Here is a 20,886-nt window from a genome sequence, read left to right on the forward strand (position 1 = left end):
CCTCTAACAACTGTCAGATTCGCCGGATGACGTTGCTCACGGGCGCGCGGGAGCGCCGGGTGCGGACCGGCGGGGTCGAGCTGTGCGTGGCCGAGGTCGGTGATCCGCGGCGGCCGACGGTGGTCCTGGTGCACGGCTACCCCGACAGCAAAGAGGTGTGGTCCGAGGTCGCCGCGCGTCTCGCCGGGCACTTCCACGTGGTGGCGTACGACGTCCGCGGCCACGGGCGGTCGACGGCACCGCGGCCGCTGCGGGGCGGGTTCACGCTGGAGAAGCTGACGGACGACTTCCTGGCCGTCGCGGACGCGGTCAGCCCGGACCGGCCGGTGCATCTGGTCGGGCACGACTGGGGCTCGGTGCAGGGCTGGGAGTTCATCACCGTGCAGCGCACCGAGGGCCGCATCGCGTCCTTCACCTCGATGTCCGGGCCGTCCCTGGACCACTTCGGCCTCTGGATCGACAGCCGTGTGAAGCGGCCCACCCCGCGCCGGATCGGACAGCTCCTCGGGCAGGGCGCCAGGTCCTGGTACGTGTACCTGCTGCAGACGCCGGTGCTGCCCGAGCTGGCCTGGCGCGGCCCGCTGGGCAAGCGCTGGCCGGGGGTTCTGGAGCGCGTCGAGAAGATGCCCCGGGGTGACTACCCGACCTCGTCCCTGCCGTCGGACGCGGCACACGGGGCCTGGCTGTACCGGGACAACGTACGGCCCCGGCTGCGCAGGCCACGCACGGACGCGTACGCGCACGCGCCCGTGCAGGTCGTGACGCCCCTGGAGGACCGGTTCCTGTCGGAGCGGCTCACCGACGGGCTGGAGCAGTGGGTTCCGGAGTTGACCCGCAGGACCGTGCAGGCGGGGCACTGGATCCCACGCACCCGTCCGGATCTGCTGGCTTCGTGGATCGAGGAGTTCGTGACGTCCGTGGAGAGCGGACGGTCCCCGGCGCCGGCGCGCGGCAGGCACGCCCAGCGGTTCGGCGGACAGCTCGTCCTGGTCACCGGGGCGGGCAGCGGCATCGGGCGGGCGACGGCGCTGGCGTTCGCCGAGAACGGCGCGCGCGTGGTCGCCGTCGACCGGAACGCTCAGGCGGCGGCCCGCACCGCCGAGTCGTGCCGCCTGACGGGCGCTCCAGCGGCCTGGGCGGAGACGGTCGACGTCTCCGACGAGCAGGCCATGGAGAAGCTCGCCGAGAAGGTCACCACCGAGTACGGCGTGGTGGACGTCCTCGTGAACAACGCCGGGATCGGACTGTCCGGTTCCTTCTTCGACACCACGCCGGAGGACTGGAAGAAGATCCTCGACGTCAACCTGTGGGGCGTGATCCACGGCTGCCGGCTCTTCGGCCGGCGGATGACCGGGCGCGGGCAGGGCGGCCACATCGTCAACGTGGCGTCGGCCGCGGCGTACCAGCCGTCCCGGGCGCTGCCCGCGTACAGCACCTCCAAGGCGGCCGTCCTCATGCTCAGCGAGTGCCTGCGGGCGGAACTCGCCGGGCAGGGGATCGGCGTGACGGCGGTCTGTCCCGGCTTCGTCAACACGGCGATCACGTCCACGGCGCACTTCGCCGGGGTCGAGGCAGGTGAGGAGAAACGGCTCCAGCAGCGTGCCGCCCGTCTGTACGGGCTGCGGAACTACCCGCCGGAGAAGGTCGCCGCCGCGATCCTGCGGGCGGTGGTGCGCAACGAGGCGGTGGTCCCGGTCACGCCGGAGGCGCGGGGTGCGCGCTGGCTGTCGCGGTTCGCGCCGGGAGCACTGCGGAGGATCGCACGGCTGAAGCCGCCGGTGTGACCCCAAGTTGCCTGATGCGAAGGCAAGTTGTCCACAGACTCTGGGAATTCGCCTGTGGATAACACCCCTTGGCTGTGGATCAAACCTCCAGAGGGAAACGCAATCGCGTGATTCAGATCTCTCCCGCACCCTGAGGGAATGGATGAAAGACGCACCGTGAAGGTGTCGAAGTACCTCTCGAAGCATCTGCGCCACCAGCCGGAGCGGATCGGGCTGGCACTGGACGAGGGCGGCTGGGTCGAGATCGACACACTGATCGCCGCAGCCACCGCCCATGGCTTCCCCTTCACGCGCGCCGAGCTGGACCACGTCGTCGCCACCAACGACAAGCGGCGCTTCGCCGTCGAGGGCACCCGGATCCGCGCCAGCCAGGGGCACAGCGTCGAGGTCGACCTCGGACTGCCGACGGCGACCCCGCCCGCGTACCTCTACCACGGCACCGTCGCCCGCAACCTGGACGCGATCCGGGCCGAGGGACTCAGGCCGATGGACCGGCATGCCGTGCACCTCTCGCCGGACCGCGAGACGGCGACCCGCGTCGGCGCCCGCCGTGGCCGACCGGTCGTGCTGGCCGTGGTCGCGGCCGCCATGCACCGCGACGGCCATGTCTTCCGGGTGAGCGCGAACGGCGTATGGCTCACCGAGGCCGTACCGCCGCGGTATCTGCGCTTTCCCGGGCCCCACTGACGCGCTGTGCGGGATGAGCCGCGCACGGTGACTGTTTCACGTGAAACACGGGCCACCCGCTGCGCTCCCTTAGGCTCGATGTCATGAGTCTGCGTCTGAGCACCGTGATCCTCCCCTATCGCCGCTGGCAGGAAGGCGGTCGTGCGGCCTGGACGCGTGCCGAGCAACTCGGCTTCCACACCGCGTACACCTACGACCACCTGTCGTGGCGCAGCTTCCGGGACGGCCCCTGGTTCGGCGCCGTACCGACCCTCACCGCCGCCGCGACCATCACCGACCGGCTGCGGCTGGGCACTCTGGTGACCTCGCCGAACTTCCGGCACCCGGTGACGCTCGCCAAGGAGCTGATCTCCCTCGACGACATCTCCGGCGGCCGGGTCACCCTGGGCATCGGCGCGGGCGGTTCGGGCTTCGACGCCACCGCGCTCGGCCATGAGCCGTGGACCCCGCGCGAGCGGGCCGACCGCTTCGCCGAGTTCGTCCCGCTGCTCGACCGGCTGCTCAGCGAGGACGCGGTGTCGTACGAGGGCGACTTCTACTCGGCGCACGAGGCACGGAACATCCCCGGCTGTGTGCAGCGCCCCAGGCTGCCGTTCGCGGTGGCCGCGACCGGGCCGCGCGGCATGCGGCTGGCCGCACGCCACGGGCAGGCGTGGGTGACCACCGGCGACCCCAAGCTGTACGAGAACGGCACTCCTGAACAGTCGGTTCAGGCCATCCGCGGGCAGGTGGAGAAGCTCGCCGACACCTGCGCCGAGATCGGCCGGGACATGACCGACCTCGACAAGGTCCTGCTCACCGGATTCACCCCGGACCGCGGCGGCCCGCTGCAGTCCCTGGACGCCTTCGTCGACTTCGCCGGCCGGCACAGGGAGCTGGGCTTCACGGAGATCGTGCTCCACTGGCCCATCCCCGACTCGCCCTTCGCGACGGACGAGAAGGCCTTCGAACAGATCGCCATGGAGGCGCCGGCGCAGTTGCGCTGAGGGCCTCAGGTGCGCTGAGGGCCGTGCGGGAAGCCCTCTCGGGAAGTTCCTGGTGAGGGCGGTATCCACTCACCTGTGCGGACTCCCGCACGCCCGTGCAGGCATATGCGGGACAATGGCCGGGTGATCTCAGCGACCCGACAGCCCGAGACCGCGGCCGAGACCGTCCCGCCGCGACTGATCGCCACCGACCTCGACGGCACCCTGCTGCGCGACGACAAGTCGGTGTCCCCCCGCACGGTGGCCGCGCTGGCCGCCGCCGAGGAGGCGGGCATCGAGGTCTTCTTCGTCACCGGCCGCCCGGCCCGCTGGATGGACGTCGTCAGCGACCACGTGCACGGCCACGGCCTGGCGATCTGCGGCAACGGCGCCGCCGTGGTCGACCTGCACGGCGGCCCCGGCTCCCACCGGTTCGTGAAGGTACGGGAGCTGGAGCGGGCGAACGCGCTGGACGCCGTACGGCTGTTGCGTGACGCGGCTCCGGGCACGGTGTACGCGGTGGAGCAGACGTACGGCTTCTACCAGGAACCGGCCTATCCGAAGCTGCACATGGAGATCCCCGACAGCCTCGCCCCGGCGGAGGAACTGCTGTCGCCGGAGCACCGCGCGGCCGGGGAGCCGGTGCTGAAGATCCTGGCCTACCACCCCGAGATGGACCCCGATGCCTTCCTGACCCTCGCCCGGCTCGCCATCGGTGACCGGGCCAACGTCACCCGCTCCAGCCCCAGCGCCCTGCTCGAGATCAGCGGCCCCGGAGTGTCCAAGGCCAGCACGCTCGCCCTGTGCTGCGCCGAGCGCGGCATCTCGCACGAGCAGGTCGTCGCCTTCGGCGACATGCCGAACGACGTCGAGATGCTGACCTGGGCGGGCCGGTCCTACGCGATGGGCAACGCCCACCCGGACGTGATCGCCGCGGCCTCGGGACGGACGGTCGCGAACAACGAGGACGGCGTGGCGGTCATGATCGAGCAGCTGCTCACGGAACTGCCGTAGCTGTCGCGGCTGGAGGTGTGACGGCGGCGCGGCTGCGACTCTCGCCCCGGTCAGAGCGACACCCCGCGCGCCGCCAGCCATGACACCGGATTCACGGACGAGCCCATCTCCGGCGTGACCCTGGTCTCGAAGTGCAGGTGCGGTCCGGTGGAGTTGCCCGTGGTGCCCGACTGGCCGATCCACTGTCCGGGTTCGACGTGCTCCCCCTGGTCGACCGCGACGGACGCGAGATGGGCGTACTGCGTGTAGTAGCCGCCCGCGTGCCTGAGCACGATCTCGATGCCGAAAGCGCCCCCGCAGGACACCCTCACCACCCGGCCCGCCCCCACGGCCCGCACCGGCGTGCCGATCGGCACCGCGAAGTCCTGCCCGGTGTGCCGGCTCGACCACCGCGCACCGCCGCTGCCGTAGGACGCGGACAGCTCGTACGTCTCCACGGGCGCGACCCACGCGGTCGTGAATCCCGTCTCCGGCTGGTCGAGCCGCACGGCCCCGCGGCATGCCCCGGCGGCGGCCGAGGCGTCCGCCTGCCCCTGGAGCTGCGAGCGTGCCGTTTCCAGCTTCTGTTCGATGTCCGCCTTGAGAGCGGCGAGTTGGGTGTTCCGTTTCTCCAGCGCCTGCCAGTGGGCCGTGGCCCTGACCTCGTCCGCGGCGAGCCGTGCCTCGGCCCGGCGGCTCTTGGAGATCGCGTTGTTCACGGCGAGGTTCGTCTGGGAGAAGGCGTGCTGGCGCCGCATCAGATCGTCGGGGCCGTCGGCGAGGATCATCTGCGCGGCCACCGGCAGCCCACCGCTGGAGCGGTACTGGGCACGGGCGATCCTGCCCAGGTCTTCGTGCAGGGCCGCGATGTGCCGCCGCTGACGGTCCAGAAGTTCCTCGGCCCGCTGGGCTCTGGCCCGTTGCTCCTCGGCCTCTTGGCGCCCCGCCTCGTACTGCTGAGTCGCCACGGCGGCCTCCTCGTAGAGCCGCACCACCTCGGCGCTGAGCCCTAGGTCCCCGCCGGTACCGCTCCCGGGTTCCTTGGGCGCCGCCGTCGGCCCGGCCGCGAGCACCGCCAGCGCGCACAGCAGTACCGGAACCAGCAGCCGATGGCGGCGATATGAGCGCATGTCAGTGATCGTCGCCCAGCCCGGCCGCCCTGGCCCTGTTCGCCTCGTACGGCCGGGGGACCGACTGCCCCGAACGGCTCAGTGCGGCGCCGGTCGGACTCCGTCAGGGGGCGGCTCGGTGCGGCGCCGGTCGGGCCCCGCTAAGGCGCGGCCGTCAGCGACTCGGATGCCGCCTCCCGCTCCGCCATCTCCCGCAGCGGCCCGTCGACGGCCACCAGCTCCGCGTACGTCCCGCGCTGCACGACCCGTCCCTGGTCCAGCACGATCACTTCGTCCACCGCCTCCAGACCCGCCAGCCGGTGCGTGATGAGCAGCGTCGTGCGGCCCTCGGTGGCGGCCAGCAGGTCGGCGGTGAGCGCGTCGGCGGTCGGCAGGTCCAGGTGTTCGGCGGGCTCGTCGAGCACCAGGACGGGGAAGTCGGCGAGGAGTGCCCGGGCCAGCGCCAGCCGCTGCCGCTGGCCTCCCGACAGCCGTGCGCCGTGCTCGCCGACGAGCGTGTCGAGCCCCTCGGGCAGGCCGTCGGCCCAGTCCAGCAGCCGGGCCCGGCCGAGCGCGGCACGCAGGTCGTCCTTCGTGGCGTCCTTCCTGGCGAGCAGCAGGTTCTCGCGCAGCGAGCTGTCGAAGAGGTGCGCGTCCTGCGCGCACAGCCCGACGAGCCTCCGTACGTCGTCCCCGTCCAGCGCGTACGCGTCCACGCCCGCCAGGGTGTACGAGCCCGCGTCCGCGTCGAGGAAGCGCAGCAGTACCTGCGCCAGGGTCGTCTTGCCGGAGCCGGAGGGTCCGACCACGGCGACGCGGCGGCCCTCGTCGAGGGTCAGGTCCAGCCCTGCGAGTGCGTCCCGGTCCTGGCCCGGGTGCCGCGCGGCCAGCCCCTTGACGGCGACCGGGAACGGCGACGCGGGCGCCTGACGCGGCTGCTCGGGCTCCCCCACGGGCTCCGGGGCGTCCAGCACCTCGTACACCCGCTCGGCGCTGCGGCGCACCCGCTGCCGGTACTGCACGGCGAGCGGCAGCCCGAGCACGGCCTCGAAGGCGGCCAGCGGGGTGAGGACGACGACGGCCATGGTCACGCCGTCCAGCCGCCCGGCCGCGACCGCCTGTGCGCCGGTCAGGGCGGCGGCCGTGACGGTCAGGCCGGAGATCAGGGCGGTGAGCCCGTCGCCGAGTGCCGTGGCGGTGGCGGCGCGCGACGCGATCCGGGTGAGGACCCCGTCGGCCTCGCGTGCCTGGGCGGTCCGGGCGGGCAGGGCACCGGCGACGGTCAGCTCCGCGGTTCCGGTGAGCAGATCGGCCACCCGCGTCGCGAGCACGCCGCGGGCGGGCGCCAGCCTGTGCTCGGCCCGCCGCGCCACGGCACCCGTGACGAGGGGCACGCCCGCCCCCGCCGCCAGCAGCCCGGCCGCGAGCACGGCACCGGCCTCGGGCAGCAGCCATGCCGTGAAACCGACGGACGCGGCCGACACGACGACGGCCGCCCCGGCCGGCAGCAGCCACCGCAGCCAGTAGTCCTGCAACGCGTCCACGTCCGCCACCAGCCGGGACAGCAGATCACCCCGGCGGGTCCGGCGCAGCCCGGCGGGCGCCAGCCGCTCCAGCCTGCGGAACACCGCGACCCTGGTGTCCGCCAGCATCCGCAGCACGGCGTCGTGCGAGACCAGCCGCTCGGCGTACCGGAACACGGCCCGTCCGATCCCGAAGGCCCGCGTCGCCGTCACGGCCACCATCAGATACAGCACGGGCGGCTGCTGCGACGCCCGCGAGATCAGCCACCCGGAGGTCGCCATGAGCCCTACGGCACTCCCGAGCGCGAGGCTCCCGAGCAGCAGGGCGAGTCCCAGCCGCCCACGCCGGGCACCGGACATGGCGCGAACGCGCCCGAGGACGCCGCCCGACGCGGGCCGGCCGCCCCGCTCCGCCGGAGAGGCCGCGGCAGGCAACTCGGCCTCGACGGGGACGGTTCCGGGATTCCGGACCGCTGCGGACGCGACAGGCACCGCGGCGGTCTCGGGCTCCGTCAGCCGCACCACCCGGTCCGCCACCCTCAGCAGCGCCGGCCGGTGCACGACGAGCAGCACCGTCCGCCCGGCCGCGAGCCGCCGTACAGCCGCCACGACCTCGGCCTCCGTGGCCCCGTCCAGCGCGGCCGTCGGCTCGTCGAGCAGCAGCACGGGCCGGTCCGCGAGGAACGCCCGGGCCAGCGCGAGCCGCTGCCGCTGCCCGGCGGACAGCCCGGCCCCGTCCTCGCCGAGCACGGTGTCAGCGCCCTCGGGCAGCGCCGCCACGAACTCCAGCGCCCCGGCGTCCCGCAGCGCCCGCCGTACGGCGTCGTCGTCGGCGTCGGGCCGCGCCAGCCGTACGTTCTCGGCGATCGTCCCGGCGTACAGATGCGGCCGCTGCGGCACCCACGCGATCCGGGACCGCCACTGCTCCAGGTCCACGTCGGCGAGGTCGGTTCCCCCGACCCGCACCCGCCCCCCGGTCGGCGGTACGAATCCGAGCAGGACGTTCAGCAGCGTCGACTTGCCGGCACCGCTCGGCCCGACCAGCGCGACCGTCTCCCCGGGCTCGACGGTGAAGGACACGCCCGACACGGCGTCCGCCGACCGCCCCGGGTAGCGGACGGTCACTCCCTCGAAGGCCAGCGCACCCGCCGGCACGGCCCCGGAACCGGAAGCCGGCACGCGCGTCTGGAGAACCTCGAAGATCTCCTCGGCCGCGGCGAGCCCCTCCGCCGCCGCGTGGTACTGCGCCCCGACCTGCCGCAACGGCAGATACGCCTCCGGCGCCAGGATCAGGATGACCAGACCGATGTACAGGTCCATCTCGCCGTGCACCAGCCGCATGCCGATCGTCACGGCGACCAGCGCCACCGAGATCGTCGCGAGCAGCTCCAGCGCGAAGGAGGAGATGAAGGCGATCCGCAGGGTCCGCATGGTCGCCTGCCGGTACTCGCCGGTGATCCGCCGGATCGACTCGGCCTGCGCCTTGGCCCGCCCGAAGACTTTCAGCGTCGGCAGCCCCGCGACGACGTCCAGGAAGTGCCCGGACAGCCGCGACAGCAGCCGCCACTGACGGTCCATCCGGGACTGGGTGGCCCAGCCGATCAGCACCATGAAGAGCGGAATGAGCGGCAGGGTGCCCACGATGATCGCCGCGGAGACCCAGTCCTCGGTGACGATCCGCGCCAGCACCGCCACCGGCACGACCACCGCGAGACCCAACTGCGGCAGATACCGCGAGAAGTAGTCATCGAGGGCGTCGACACCCCGAGTGGCCAGGGCGACCAGCGAACCGGTCCGCTGCCCGCTCAGCCAGCCTGGCCCCAGCTGAGCGGAACGCTCCAGCAGCCGCCCCCGTAGCTCGGACTTCACCGCCGCGCTCGCCCGGTGCGCGGCGAGCTCGGTGAGCCAGCCGACCAGCGCCCGGCCGACCGCGACAGCGGCCAACAGCAGCAGGGGAGTACCGAGGTCGGACACCGTCATGCGGTGCTGGAACGCGCCGACCACCACCTCGGCGATGAGCATCGCCTGCGCGATGACCAGCCCCGCCCCGACGGCACCCAGGGCGACGACCGCCACCAGGAAGACCCGGGTGGCACGGGCGTACCGGAGCAGACGCGGATCGATCGGTTTCACGTGAAACACACCTCAGTGCACAGTATCGGCGATGTGCTGCGTACCGATCCGCTTGCGGAACACCCAGTACGTCCAGCCCTGGTAGAGCATCACGATCGGCGTGGCGACCGCCGCGCACCAGGTCATGATCTTCAGCGTGTACGGGCTGGACGAGGCGTTGGTGACCGTCAGGCTCCAGTCCGGGTTGAGCGTCGACGGCATGACGTTCGGGAACAGCGTCAGGAAGAGCATCGCCACCGTGGCCACGATGGTGAGCCCCGACAGGGCGAACGCCCGGCCCTCACGCCCCGCCCGCGCCGCGACCATGGCCGCGACGAGCGACGCCACCGCCACGACCACCGCGACGAGCGATGCCCCGTCGCCCCGGTCGGACTGCGTCCACAGCAGGAAGGCGAGGGCCAGCAGGGCGGTCACCAGCCCGACCCGCAGCGCCAGCTTCCGTGCCCGCTCCCGGATCTCCCCGACCGTCTTGAGCCCGACGAACACCGTCCCGTGGAAGGTGAACAGCGCCAGCGTGACCAGACCGCCGAGCAGGGCGTACGGGTTGAGCAGGTCCAGGACGCCACCGGCGTAGTTGAAGTCCTGGTCGATCTTCACGCCCCGCACGATGTTGCCGAAGGCCACACCCCACAGGAACGCGGGGATCAGCGAGGTCCAGAAGATCGCCGTCTCCCAGTTGCGCTGCCAGTTCTCCTCGGGCCGCTTGGCGCGGTACTCGAAGGCCACACCCCGGACGATGAGGCAGACCAGGATGAGCAGCAGCGGCAGGTAGAAGCCGGAGAAGAGCGTGGCGTACCACTCGGGGAAGGCGGCGAAGGTGGCACCGCCCGCGGACAGCAGCCACACCTCGTTGCCGTCCCAGACGGGGCCGATGGTGTTGATCAGCACCCGCTTCTCGGGCCGGTTGCGGGCGAGCAGCTTCGTGAGCACCCCGACCCCGAAGTCGAAGCCCTCCAGGAAGAAGTAGCCGGTCCACAGGACGGCGATCAGGACGAACCAGACGTCGTGCAGTTCCATGACTGTGCAGCTCCCTCGGCCTAGTACGAGAAGGCCATCGGCTTGTCGGCGTCACGGGACTCGCCGCCGATCTTCGTGGGCGGGTTGAGGTCGGCCTCGGTGAGCTCCGGCGGGCCCGCCTTGACGTACTTGACCAGCAGCTTGACCTCGACGACGGCGAGGATCGCGTACAGCGTGGTGAAGACGATCATCGAGGTGATGACCTCGGCCTGGGAGACACCGGGGGAGACCGCGTGACGCGTCTGGAGCACGCCGTAGACGACCCAGGGCTGGCGGCCCATCTCGGTGAAGATCCAGCCCCAGGAGCTGGCGATCAGCGGGAAGCCCAGGGTGAGGATCGCGATGCGCCAGTACCACTTGGTGAGGGTCGGGCCGAGGGCCTTCTTGGGCAGGAGCACGAGATGCGGCACCTCGTCCTCACCCACCCGCAGATGCTGCGGCAGCAGGAACTTCTTGCGGGTCAGCCACAGCCCCGCCAGGCCGATGGCGAACGACGTCATGCCGAAGCCGATCATCCACCGGAACCCCCAGTAGGCGACGGGGATGTTGGGGCGGTAGTCGCCGGGTCCGTACTTCTCCTGCTCGGCCTTGTTGACGTCGTTGATGCCGGGCACGTACGAGGTGAAGTCGTCCTTGGCCAGGAAGGACAGCAGGCCGGGGATCTCGATGGCGACCTTGTTGTGCCCCTTGTCGACGTCGCCGATGGCGAAGACCGAGAAGGGCGCCGGCTTCTCGCCGTCCCACAGCGCCTCGGCCGCGGCCATCTTCATCGGCTGCTGCTGGTACATGATCTTGCCCAGGGTGTCCCCGCTGACCGCGGTGAGCAGACCGCCGATGACGACGGTGACGAGGCCCAGCCGCAGCGACGTCTTCATCACGGGGACGTGCTTCTTGCGGACCAGGTGGAAGGCGGCGATGCCGACCATGAAGGCGCCGCCGGTCAGGAAGGCCGCGGTGAGCGTGTGGAAGACCTGGGCGAGCGCGGTGTTCTGGGTGAGCACCAGCCAGAAGTCGGTGAGCTCGGCCCGGCCCTTCGCCTCGTTGATCCGGTAGCCGACCGGGTGCTGCATCCAGGAGTTGGCCGCGAGGATGAAGTACGCCGACAGGATCGTGCCGATCGAGACCATCCATATGCAGGCCAGGTGGATCTTCTTCGGCAGCTTGTCCCAGCCGAAGATCCACAGGCCGATGAAGGTGGACTCGAAGAAGAAGGCGATCAGGGCCTCGAAGGCGAGCGGCGCACCGAAGACGTCACCGACGAAGCGCGAGTAGTCGGACCAGTTCATGCCGAACTGGAACTCCTGCACGATGCCGGTGACCACACCCATCGCGATGTTGATCAGGAAGAGCTTGCCCCAGAACTTCGTCGCCTGGAGGTACTTCTCCTTCTCCGTCCGCACCCAGGCGGTCTGCAGTCCGGCCGTCAGGGCGGCCAGCGAGATCGTCAGGGGAACGAACAGAAAGTGGTAGACGGTGGTGATGCCGAACTGCCATCGCGCCAGGGTCTCCGGCGCCAGAGCCAGGTCCACGTCGCCGCTCCTTACAACCGCTTGTGAAAGCGTTCACATTCACAAGCCATTATGCAGCACGCAGTTTCGAGCCTTGGACGGGGTCCCCTGTCTCCCCTGTCACAGTCACTGCTTGGGCGCGAACGTCAACATATTGTTGAAATGGCTGGGCGCCTGTTTCACGTGAAACAGGCGCCCCGATATGCGTGAAGCCGGCCGACGACCAGCGCCGGCCGGCTCACCCAACGGTTCCTTCTCAGCTCCTAGAGCTCCGTGCGAAACCCTTCCGCCACCTTGAGGAAGATGTCGTTCGCCTCGGTCTCCCCGACCGTCACCCGCACGCCCTCACCCGCGAACGGCCGGATCACCACACCCGCCTGCTCACACGCCTCCGCGAACGAGACCGTGCGCTCCCCCAGCCGCAGCCACACGAAATTGGCCTGGGTCTCGGGCACCGTCCAGCCTTGGGCGCGCAGCCCGTCGACCACGCGCGTGCGCTCACACACCAGCGAGCCGACCCGGCCGAGCAGTGCGTCCTCGGCACGCAGCGAGGCGATCGCCGCCTCCTGCGCGAGCTGGCTCACGCCGAACGGGACCGCCGTCTTGCGCAGCGCCGCGGCCACCGGCTCGTGGGCGATGGCGAACCCGACGCGCAGGCCGGCGAGGCCGTACGCCTTGGAGAAGGTCCGCAGAACGCAGACGTTGGGCCGGTCGCGGTAGAGCTCGACACCGTCCGGGACCTCCGGGTCGCGGATGAACTCGCGGTAGGCCTCGTCGAGCACCACCAGGACATCACCGGGCACCCGGTCGAGGAAGCGCTCCAGCTCCGCCCGCCGCACGACCGTACCCGTCGGGTTGTTGGGGTTGCAGACGAAGATCAGCCGGGTCCGGTCGGTGATCGCGTCGGCCATCGCGTCGAGGTCGTGCACATCACCGGAGGTCAGCGGCACCTGCACCGACGTCGCGCCGCTGATCTGCGTGATGATCGGGTACGCCTCGAAGGACCGCCAGGCGTAGATGACCTCGTCGCCGGGGCCGGAGGTGGCCTGGATCAGCTGCTGGGCGACACCGACCGACCCGGTGCCGGTGGCCAGGTGGGAGAGGGGCACACCGAACCGCTCGGACAGCTCGTTCATCAGCGCCGTACAGGCCATGTCCGGGTAGCGGTTGAAGGTGCAGGCCGCCGCCGTCACCGTCTCCATCACGCCCGGCAGCGGCGGGTAGGGGTTCTCGTTGGAGGACAGCTTGTAGGCCACCGGCCCGCCCGCCGCGGCCGGCTTGCCCGGCTTGTAGGTGGGGATCCCCTCCAGCTCGGCGCGCAGCTTGGGGCTCGTCTCGCTCACCGCAGTCCTCCTCGCGAAGACCGGCGGCCCATGACCGCCGCCGACATCCAATACTCCTCACCTTATGAGGATTCGGCGCCGCTGCGTATAGCCACGACGGAGCGACGAAGGCCGGCCGCCTGCGTCCCACGGCATCACATGCGCGTCCCACGGGCATCAGGGGCATCGCCGCACGAAGGCGTACGAATTCAGGGGCGCGCCGCACATATATCTACGCGCCGGTGGTGCACGCCGTAGCGCGCATCCCCCGTGCAGGTGAGTTGAGACCTCTTCGCAACCTCGGCCACTTGGCAGGCCCGTGCGGGCCGACAAGTCACGTCCTGGCATGGGAGCCGCCAACGCCCTTGGTTTGCAAACCAATTGGGGTTAAATGATCATGCAGAAACGTGCCTGTCAACGCGTGCATATGCGTCCGCACTACCCCACCACATGAGCCCTACTATCGGCTCGCCATGACAGCAGCAGGGAAGCACCAGGTGAGCCGCGCGGAAACCTCACGTCGAGGCAGTCGGCCGGGTCGGGCGGGTATCAGAGACGTGGCCGCCGCCGCCGGAGTGTCCATCACGACCGTCTCCGACGCCCTCAACGGCAAGGGCAGGCTCCCGGACGCCACCCGGCGCCATGTCCGTGAGGTGGCCGACCGGCTGGGCTACCGGCCCTCGGCCGCCGCCCGAACCCTCCGTACCGGCAAGTCGGGACTCATCGGCCTGACCGTGACCACGTACGGGGATGAACCTTTCACCTTCACCGAGTTCGCGTACTTCGCCGAGATGGCGCGGGCCGCCACCTCCGCGGCGCTCGCCCGCGGCTACGCCCTCGTCATCCTCCCCGCGACCTCCCGCCACGACGTGTGGTCGAACGTCGCCCTGGACGGCACGGTCGTCATCGACCCCTCGGACCAGGACCCGGTCGTCAGCGAACTCGTCCGGCAGGGCCTGCCGGTCGTCTCCGACGGCCGCCCGGCCGGCTCGCTGCCGGTCACGGCCTGGGTCGACAACGACCACGAAGCCGCCGTCCTCGGCATCCTCGATCACCTGGCCGGCGCCGGCGCCCGCCGCATCGGCCTGCTGACCGGCACGAGCACGGACACGTACACCCACCTGTCGACCACCGCGTACCTGCGCTGGTGCGAGCGCGTCGGCCAGGATCCGGTGTACGAGGCCTACCCGGCGCACGATCCGTGCGCGGGCGCCGTCGCCGCCGACCGGCTGCTCGCCCGCCCCGACCGGCCCGACGCGGTCTACGGCCTGTTCGACCCGAACGGCACCGACCTGCTCGCCGCCGCCCGCCGCTACGGCCTGCGCGTACCGGACGACCTGCTGCTGGTCTGTTGCAGCGAGTCCACCGTCTACGCCAACACCGAGCCGCCCATCACGACGCTCTCACTGAAACCGCGCCGCATCGGCACCGCGGTCGTGCAGCTCCTCATCGACGCCATCGAGGGAGCGGACTCGGACCGTCCGGTGGAGCAGGTGATACCGACGGAGCTGATCGTGCGCACCTCGTCCCAGCGGCGCCCGCCGCGTACGACGGTCAGCCCGCCCCGGTCACCCGAGGGGACCTGAGCCCGTCCGATCGGGTCAAGGAAAGTGCGCGCTCCTGGGGAGAAACGGGGCCGGTCCCCCGGAGAGAAGGGATCGTTCTCGCGAAGAGAAGGAAAGCGAGGACGGTCACACGGTGGTCAAAGCCTGGCTCAATCGGGGCGAAAGCCGCAGTGAACTGGACTCTTGCTCTGATTCACCACCCCTGGGTCATCACATGGCGCGATCCGCATTCCTATGATGGGCCCACGACACCCACGGGCCGCTACGACCAGGCAGTCCGATGCGGTGCAGATGCGGCGCGATGGTGGAGGGGTCGATGACTCAGGGGGCCGGTCAGGGACCCGAGGTGGAGCGGACGGCGACGCTGCGCGACTTCCGGGTGCCCGCGTATGTCCACGAGGCCGGTCCGTACGTCCACAGCGCCCACCCCGGTGAGGTCGCCCCGCCGCCCGAGGAGGCCTACCCCGAGGGGTACACGCCGACCGAGCGCGATCTGCCCGTGATCAACCGGGGCGACACCGTCCAGGTGACCGTCGACCCCGAGGCCGTGGCAGCCCCGCAGGCCGACACCGGGCAGGGCCCGCTGTACGTCGTGGGTGATGTGCACGGCTACCTCGACCAACTGGTGGCGGCCCTTCAGGAGAAGGGCCTCCTCGACGCCGACGGCCACTGGTGCGCGGGCACCGCTCGGCTGTGGTTCCTCGGCGACTTCACCGACCGCGGCCCGGACGGCATCGGCGTCATCGACCTGGTGATGCGGCTGTCCGCCGAGGCCGCCGCGGCCGGCGGTTACTGCAAGGCGCTCATGGGCAACCACGAGCTTCTGCTGCTCGGCGCCAAGCGGTTCGGCGACACCCCCGTCAACTCCGGCGCCGGCACCGCCACGTTCCAGGCGGCCTGGCTGCTCAACGGCGGCCAGAAGACCGACATGGACCGCCTCCAGGACCACCACCTGCAGTGGATGGCCCGTCTGGACGCCGTCGAGGAGGTCGACGGCCACCTGCTCGTCCACTCCGACACCACCGCCTACCTCGACTACGGCCGCTCCATCGAAGAGGTCAACGACACCGTCCGCGAGACGCTCACGCGCAACGACGCGGACGAGGTCTGGGACCTGTTCCGCAAGTTCACCAAGCGGTTCTCCTTCCGTGACGAGGGCGGCGCGGACGCCGTGCGCTCCCTGCTCGATACGTACGGGGGCAGCCGCATCGTTCACGGTCACAGCCCGATTCCGTATCTCCTGGGCGAGGTCGGCTCCGAGGACGACGAGGAGAGGAACGACCCCGTGGTCGAGGGTCCGCACGTCTACGCCGACGGACTCGCCATCGCCATGGACGGCGGCGTGACCATGGCCGGAAAGCTGCTGGTCCAGCAACTGCCGCTGGGTACGTGAACGTTCACCGGGCAGGCGTTTCCCGTCACAGGACCGGACCTGTGACGGGTCAATTTCGGTAAACCCCCTGTCACCGCCCACCTTCACGGCTCTACCATCGGCTTATCCGTAGCAGGCTCCCCTCCGTTTCTGCCCGACGGCTCGTCAGCATGCCGAGCCCCAAGCCCTACGGAGCATCGGGGGATGCACATGAACAGCGTTCCGCAGCACCTGCTGAGCGAGGACCGCCAGGAATACGAGCGGATCCTCGATGAGGCGCTGCGCTCCGCACCACACCGTCCGGAACTGGCCGCTGTCGGACAGCGGCTCAACCCCGAACAACTGCGCACCATGGCACTGAACGCCACCGCGCTCATCACGGCGGCCGCCTCGACCGAATACCAGCACTACGTCAAGGTCCGCGAGGAACAGCGCCGGCCGGCGCCGTCCAGCCGGCCGGCCGTGCGCGCATCCGGCTCCTCCGAGCCGGACACGGGCGCGGCGGGTCTCGCCGCGACCATGGGCGAGGTCGCCGAGACCGCCGGCGCGGGCGCCGTAGCCGTCGTCGCCGTCCTCGCTCCCGTCCTGGCCGGAACCGCCGCGGCGATCTTCCTGCTCGTCGGCTACATCCTTCAGATCCTCAACCCCGAGCAGACGTTCGCCCGGACGATGCTCACCACGGGCTGGGTGTTCGGCGCCGTGACCGCGGTCGCGATCCTCGTCGCCGCGGTGGGACTGCTGATCACCGCCCTGCGCAACAAGCCGACGGCGGAGAGCGACCCGCACGGCGAACCGCACGGGGAAGTGGACCGGGCCAGGGATGCCTGGCGCGCGGCCCTGCTGGAACGCGGCATCGTGCCCTTCCTCCGGGAGGCCCTCGTCGACCCGAGTGCGGCCGCCGCGCTGCACCACACCTCCCCGTCCACGCCGGTCAGCCGCATCCCGCACCTCGGCTACGACCGCCCGGGCTTCACCAGCCCGGACGACGGCGACCACGGCTCGCGGCCGAGCTTCAGCAGCCCGGACTACACCAGCCCGGACTTCGGAGGCCCGGAACACCAGCCGGAGTAGCCGTCGGGTCAGTGCCCCGGTCGGATCCCTCCCGCGGGCCAGGGGACCAGGGACCACCGGTCCCCGGCCCTCGGCCTGTGTGCGGGCGGCTCAGTCCGCGATGGGCAGGTACACACGATTCCCGCTCGCCGCGAACTCCTTGGACTTCTGGGCCATGCCGTCCTCGATCTCGGCCGGTGTGCCGCCGTGTTCACGGCGGATGTCCTGCGAGATCTTCATGCGGTAGAGCATTACTAGAACCTCCACATGCGCTACGGTCGTTCCAGCAGCCCAGACATGGACCGAGGGGGAACACGTGGGCAAGCGCGAGGAGTTGGTCAGCAAGCTGCGAGGTACGCCCGAGGGACTGCCGTCCGTCGAGGAAGTGCGCGCCATGCTGGCTTCCGACCCGGAGCTGAAGTGCGTCGTCTGCTACGCACGGATCTCGTTCGACGGCCGGGTGAAGGACGCCCACGGCGTCGAGGACCAGCACCGGGACATGACCGAGACCGCCCGAAGGTTCGGATGGCTCGTCGTCTACCGCTACACGGACAACGACAAGAGCGCGAGCAAGGAGAACATCGTTCGCGATGACTTCGAGCAGCTGCTCGCCAATCTTGCTGCCGGGACGACGCCGGACGGGTACCCGATCCACGGCGTCATGGCAGTCAACGACGACCGGCTGTACCGGCGCCCGAGTGACTGGGAGCGGTACCTGAAGGCGTTCACCACGCAGGAAGGACGCGTCTACCACGACTCGAACGGCATCCAGGACCTCTACGCCGAAGGCTTCGAGATCAAGGGGCTTCTGGGGGTCGCCATGTCCCTCAGCGAGACGAGGAAGAAGGAGCGTCGGAGCAGGAACAGCCACCGCAGCCGGGCGATCCGCGGGCAGTCGGTAGCGGCGTGGCGCCCCTTCGGATGGGAGGACGAAAAGGTCTCGTTGCGCCCGGACGAGGCAGAAGCCATCCGTCAGGCGGTGAAAGACGTGATCGCGGGTGCCTCCATTTCCGAGATCACGCGCCGGTGGAAGGAGGCTGGCTTCATCACGAGTCGCGGGAACGCCTTCCAGTACCAGACCGTCAAGCAGGTCCTGGTGAACGCGCGGCTGTGTGGATATCGCGAGATCAAGGGCGAGCTCGTCCGCGACGGCGATGATCAGCCCATCGTGGGCGAGTGGGATCCGATCATCACTCCGAAGGAGTGGTTCGCGGTCACGGCCAAGATCAGGGAGCGTGGCCGCGGAACCGGGATGCCGCGCGGCGGCCTGGTCCACAAGTACCTGCTGACCGGCATCCTGCGATGCGGCCACGTGCTGGAGGACGGCACGGTCTGCAACAACAAGATGATCGGGATCAAGGCGAACGACTGGCTCAAGTACCGGCATGCCTACATGTGCAAGAAGACCGTGGACGGCGGCTGCAACAAGACCTACAAGCGGGGCGACAAGACGGACGAGGCCATCGAGGAACTGGTCATCGCCAAGCTGGAGCGCGATGCGGCGAGCAAGGCCCAGGATGTACCGGACTGGGACAAGGCCGATGCCCTGCAGCGAGCCGTCAGGAGCCGCAACGAGCTGGAGCGGCGTTGGCACGACGACGAGGACACGGACATCGACGATGAGACGTTCTTCCGCAATCTCCCGGTCCTCGAACGGCGGATCAAGGAGCTTCGTGCGGACCAGCGTGCGCACGAAGCGCTGAAGGCGGAGGCCGAGGAGGCCCAGGAGGACGTCAGGAACTCGTGGGGGTCGAAGACGCTCACACAGAAGCGCGAAGCGATCAAGAAGGTGCTGAGCGCCGTGATCGCAGTGCCGGGTGGCAAGGGCAACAAGACATTCGACCCTGACCTTCTCAAGCCTGTGTGGCGGACTTCCGAATGAGCTGAAGTCCGAGGATCTCCCCCACGCTCCGCAGCTGGTCATCGGAGAGTGGGGGAGAGTCGCGTAGCTGCCGCTCGATCCACGCTCGTGCTGCTGCTTCCTCGCGCTCAGTGCTGGCCTTCGCCGAAGAAGTACTCAGGGGGCACCACCGCCAGCTCGGAGAGCCTCCCGCGCGACAGCGCGATTCTGAGCGATGTCATCTGCGATTCCGGCGGCGATGAGCGCAGCGCCCGGAGTATGGCCGGAGCCGACGTAGCGCCAGTGCCTGTCCGTGACCGCCCCGGGGGACGTCGACACCGCCTACGTGCTGGGCGCGTTCGGCCCGCAGTGCCGCGAAGGTGGCGGAGTAGGCGCGGGACTTGGTGAGGATGTGGCCCCAGTAGCCCAGCGTGTGAGCCCACGTGCGTAGGTTCAGGGGTTCGTACTCGGGCAGTCCGCCCAGGCGCCAGCAGGCCCGCATGAGAGTGCGCACGTGTGCGTTCACGGACGCAGCCTCGATGTCATCCCAGGTGGTGACCCTGTGGTCGATGCCGGCGCCTGTCTCGCACGCTCCCTTGGTGACGTACTTGGCCACGTAGGCAGTTACAGCGTCATCGTCAGTCCCGTCGCCATCGGCGCGTAGCAGGCGAACGTCCACCTGGACGCCCCAGCGCAGAACCTGTTCACCCACGGCGGGGCTGTACGGCGTACGGACCAGGCCAGCCTTGCCGTGGACGGCGGCGACTCCCTCCAGTCCTCCCGCTTCCAGCGCTACGTAACCGACTTTCGGGCGGAGGTCAGTGCGTACGCGGCCGCCCCCGCCGTCGTGGCCTTCAATGAGCAGGTGAACGAAGCGCTCGCCCGTCTGGACGAGGACGAGTAACGGCTAACAAGGACGCCAGTCGCGCGGTGCGTCATCATTCCGCAAGGCAGCGATGCGCCGGCGGTACTCGGCCGCCGTCCCCTCGTCCTCCTGGGCCGAACTCTTGGAGCCGGCGGAGCGTGTCGTAGCCGTGCCAGTCGTGCAGGTCCCGCCCGTACGCCCGCACGAAGTCGGCGTACTGCTCATCCGTCTGCCACCCCAGGCTGTGGTGCTCCACTGACGTGACCATCAGATCCCACTCAGGGTGATCGAAGCAGAATGCTTCGAAGTCGATCAGGATGACTTCCCCCCGGTCGTTGACCATGAGGTTGTGCACGTGAGCGTCGCCGTGGACCGGCCCCTTGGGCGTCTCGAACCGCAAGCCCTCGAACTGGTCCCTCAGCTCACTCCACCGCTTGCGGAGGAAGACCCTGTCATCTTCCGGGATCGCTGCCTGGCTGATCCGCAGTTCCTGCTTGTCGAAGGGGTTGAACGAGGGCAGCTCCAGGCCAACGGGCAACGTCATGGAGTGCAGGTCCCGCAGGATGCCGCCGAGTTCCCCGTACGTGGCCTTACGGCTGCCCTCGACGATGAGCCCCCAGAAGGTCACCGGGTGGTCATCGATCAGGAACGGCTGCTCCAGCCCATCGACCGGCGCGCGGCAGGGAACCCTTCCTCAGCCAACCACTGTGACACGGCTACCTCGACACGAGCCTTGGGCAGCCACGGCTCTCCCCGCGCCACTCGCACGATCACCGGCTCTGCGTCCAGGCGGAAGAGCGCGCTTTCTCCCAGCCGGATCAGCTCTGCCCCTCTGTCGTCCAACCCGGCCGCCCGGCATGCCGCACTCATTACCTGCGCGGCCCTCGTCGATGTGAACCCCTCTTGCGATCGAGCAGCGTCAAGCGCCATGCCCGTACCAGCTCCCCTAGTCGCGCGCGATCAACTGGCGCATGCCTACGGGTGACCAACCCGACGTGCGCCAGACACGACCACGACCGTACCGAAGGCGCAGTTGCTCATGCGATAGGTGATGGCAGGTGCAACATCCCGGACGATACGCCCATTACTCACCAGTATCTTCACGATAAAGCTCTATACAGCCCTCAACATCTGGCACGATGAGTGACCTCAC

General features: G+C 70.0%; 15 protein-coding genes and 2 pseudogenes. 9 read left to right on the top strand and 8 right to left on the bottom strand.

What is annotated here, in order from left to right; all coding sequences use genetic code 11:
• Positions 1-26 precede the first annotated feature (26 nt).
• From QF034_RS19875 to QF034_RS19890, 4 genes are all read left to right on the top strand, one after another.
• On the top strand, positions 27-1,784 hold the full coding sequence (locus QF034_RS19875) for an SDR family oxidoreductase (RefSeq protein WP_307176233.1): 1,758 nt from the start codon (positions 27-29) through the stop codon (positions 1,782-1,784).
• 138 nt (positions 1,785-1,922) lie between these two features.
• Entirely contained in the window at positions 1,923-2,471 is a 549-nt protein-coding gene (locus QF034_RS19880; RefSeq protein WP_307176234.1) for an RNA 2'-phosphotransferase, read from the top strand.
• Between the two features lie 83 nt (positions 2,472-2,554).
• Positions 2,555-3,457 carry an LLM class flavin-dependent oxidoreductase gene (locus QF034_RS19885; RefSeq protein ID WP_307176235.1) on the top strand — a complete coding sequence of 301 codons (903 nt, stop codon included), beginning with the start codon at positions 2,555-2,557 and terminating at the stop codon, positions 3,455-3,457.
• A 105-nt stretch (positions 3,458-3,562) separates the two neighbouring features.
• On the top strand, positions 3,563-4,450 hold the full coding sequence (locus tag QF034_RS19890) for a Cof-type HAD-IIB family hydrolase (protein WP_307176236.1): 888 nt from the start codon (positions 3,563-3,565) through the stop codon (positions 4,448-4,450).
• A gap of 50 nt (positions 4,451-4,500) precedes the next feature.
• Here QF034_RS19890 and QF034_RS19895 read toward each other — a convergent pair whose 3' ends face one another.
• The 5 genes from QF034_RS19895 to hisC all read right to left on the bottom strand — a co-directional run bounded on the left by QF034_RS19895 (position 4,501) and on the right by hisC (position 13,062).
• Complete coding sequence (locus QF034_RS19895; protein ID WP_307176237.1) at positions 4,501-5,559, bottom strand: M23 family metallopeptidase; 1,059 nt, start codon at positions 5,557-5,559, stop codon at positions 4,501-4,503.
• Between the two features lie 140 nt (positions 5,560-5,699).
• Complete coding sequence (gene cydD, locus QF034_RS19900) at positions 5,700-9,194, bottom strand: thiol reductant ABC exporter subunit CydD (RefSeq protein WP_307176238.1); 3,495 nt, start codon at positions 9,192-9,194, stop codon at positions 5,700-5,702.
• 12 nt (positions 9,195-9,206) lie between these two features.
• A complete protein-coding gene (gene cydB / locus QF034_RS19905) occupies positions 9,207-10,211 on the bottom strand; it encodes a cytochrome d ubiquinol oxidase subunit II (RefSeq protein ID WP_307176239.1) in 1,005 nt (334 codons plus the stop codon).
• A gap of 20 nt (positions 10,212-10,231) precedes the next feature.
• The gene (locus QF034_RS19910; RefSeq protein WP_307176240.1) at positions 10,232-11,740 is read right to left on the bottom strand and encodes a cytochrome ubiquinol oxidase subunit I; all 1,509 of its coding nucleotides are present in this window, start codon (positions 11,738-11,740) and stop codon (positions 10,232-10,234) included.
• A 242-nt stretch (positions 11,741-11,982) separates the two neighbouring features.
• Positions 11,983-13,062, bottom strand: coding sequence for a histidinol-phosphate transaminase (hisC, locus tag QF034_RS19915; protein ID WP_307176241.1), 1,080 nt, complete (start codon positions 13,060-13,062; stop codon positions 11,983-11,985).
• A gap of 452 nt (positions 13,063-13,514) precedes the next feature.
• On the opposite strand from hisC, the gene QF034_RS19920 reads away from it, so the two are divergent.
• From QF034_RS19920 to QF034_RS19930, 3 genes are all read left to right on the top strand, one after another.
• On the top strand, positions 13,515-14,627 hold the full coding sequence (locus QF034_RS19920) for a LacI family DNA-binding transcriptional regulator (protein ID WP_307176242.1): 1,113 nt from the start codon (positions 13,515-13,517) through the stop codon (positions 14,625-14,627).
• A 280-nt stretch (positions 14,628-14,907) separates the two neighbouring features.
• Positions 14,908-15,999 (top strand): metallophosphoesterase, encoded by a 1,092-nt coding sequence (locus QF034_RS19925; protein WP_307176243.1) that lies wholly within the window; start codon positions 14,908-14,910, stop codon positions 15,997-15,999.
• Positions 16,000-16,182: 183 nt separating this feature from the next.
• Entirely contained in the window at positions 16,183-17,049 is an 867-nt protein-coding gene (locus QF034_RS19930; protein WP_307176244.1) for a hypothetical protein, read from the top strand.
• A 90-nt stretch (positions 17,050-17,139) separates the two neighbouring features.
• On the opposite strand, the pseudogene QF034_RS19935 reads toward QF034_RS19930, so the two are convergent.
• A pseudogene (locus tag QF034_RS19935) lies at positions 17,140-17,268 on the bottom strand (thiamine biosynthesis protein ThiC); the annotation flags it as partial.
• A 154-nt stretch (positions 17,269-17,422) separates the two neighbouring features.
• On the opposite strand from QF034_RS19935, the gene QF034_RS19940 reads away from it, so the two are divergent.
• Positions 17,423-18,910 (top strand): recombinase family protein, encoded by a 1,488-nt coding sequence (locus QF034_RS19940; protein WP_307179929.1) that lies wholly within the window; start codon positions 17,423-17,425, stop codon positions 18,908-18,910.
• A 196-nt stretch (positions 18,911-19,106) separates the two neighbouring features.
• On the opposite strand, the gene QF034_RS19945 is transcribed toward QF034_RS19940, so the two are convergent.
• Entirely contained in the window at positions 19,107-19,580 is a 474-nt protein-coding gene (locus tag QF034_RS19945) for a replication initiator (RefSeq protein WP_307176245.1), read from the bottom strand.
• A 39-nt stretch (positions 19,581-19,619) separates the two neighbouring features.
• Here QF034_RS19945 and QF034_RS19950 point away from each other — a divergent pair, with 39 nt between their 5' ends.
• Positions 19,620-19,772: a hypothetical protein gene (locus QF034_RS19950; RefSeq protein WP_307176246.1), complete on the top strand. Its 153-nt coding sequence runs from the start codon at positions 19,620-19,622 to the stop codon at positions 19,770-19,772.
• Between the two features lie 3 nt (positions 19,773-19,775).
• On the opposite strand, the pseudogene QF034_RS19955 reads toward QF034_RS19950, so the two are convergent.
• Positions 19,776-20,663: pseudogene (locus tag QF034_RS19955) on the bottom strand (aminoglycoside phosphotransferase family protein).
• Between the last annotated feature and the right edge of the window lie 223 nt (positions 20,664-20,886).

Origin of the sequence: Streptomyces africanus (genome assembly GCF_030816955.1) — a bacterium.
Classification (GTDB): Bacteria; Actinomycetota; Actinomycetes; order Streptomycetales; family Streptomycetaceae; genus Streptomyces; species Streptomyces africanus.